The 684-nt window shown below is 56.3% G+C and carries 2 protein-coding genes; both read left to right on the plus strand.

The features are described 5' to 3' along the window. The coding region (locus HT737_RS29505; protein WP_182404588.1) for a response regulator transcription factor at nt 1–483 on the plus strand (483 nt) is incomplete at its 5' end. Nucleotides 484–491: 8 nt separating this feature from the next. Beyond that, on the plus strand, nt 492–684 hold a 193-nt coding region (locus HT737_RS29510), incomplete at its 3' end, for a hypothetical protein (RefSeq protein ID WP_182404589.1).

Genomic DNA, 684 nt, shown 5'->3' on the forward strand with positions numbered 1-684 from the left:
CTGGTGGTGCTCGACCTCAAGTTGCCGGGGATCGGTGGCCTGGAGCTGCTGGAACGGCTGAAGGCCATCGACCCCAAATGCAAGGTGCTGATCTTCACCTCTCAGGACCCGCAGTATTATCAGGACCGCTGCTTGCGTGCCGGTGCCTTGGGCTTCGTGGCCAAAACCAACCAGTTGCTGCAATTGCACAAGGCAATTCAGGCGTTGATGTCAGGCTATGCCTATTTTGCGGCGTCGTCTGACAAGGACTATACGTCGACCCCTTTGCACCGCAGCGAAAAACAGATGATCGACGACCTGTCCAATCGTGAGTTGAATATCCTTGTGCAATTGGCGCATGGCAAAGCCAACAAAATGATCGCCGCAGACACGCACCTGAGCCATAAAACCGTCAGCACCTACAAAACCCGTTTGATGAAAAAACTCGGGATCACCTCGACGGTGCACTTGCGTGAACTCGCCAAACGCAATCATCTGCTCTGAGTGACCTGATGAATCTGCAAGGCTGGTGCTGTGTCCTGTGGTTGAGCATCACGGCCACCTCTTGGGCCAGTGAGCCGGCGCAGCACCTGGAACTGTTGGCCCAGGCCGAACTGGACAATATCCCTGTCGCGCTCGATGAGCGTGACCGTCAGTGGTTACGCCAGCATCCGGTCTTGCGCATGGGCATTTCCGGTGCGGACT

It is taken from the genome of Pseudomonas sp. MD195_PC81_125 (assembly GCF_014060985.1).
Classification (GTDB): domain Bacteria; phylum Pseudomonadota; class Gammaproteobacteria; order Pseudomonadales; family Pseudomonadaceae; genus Aquipseudomonas; species Aquipseudomonas parakoreensis.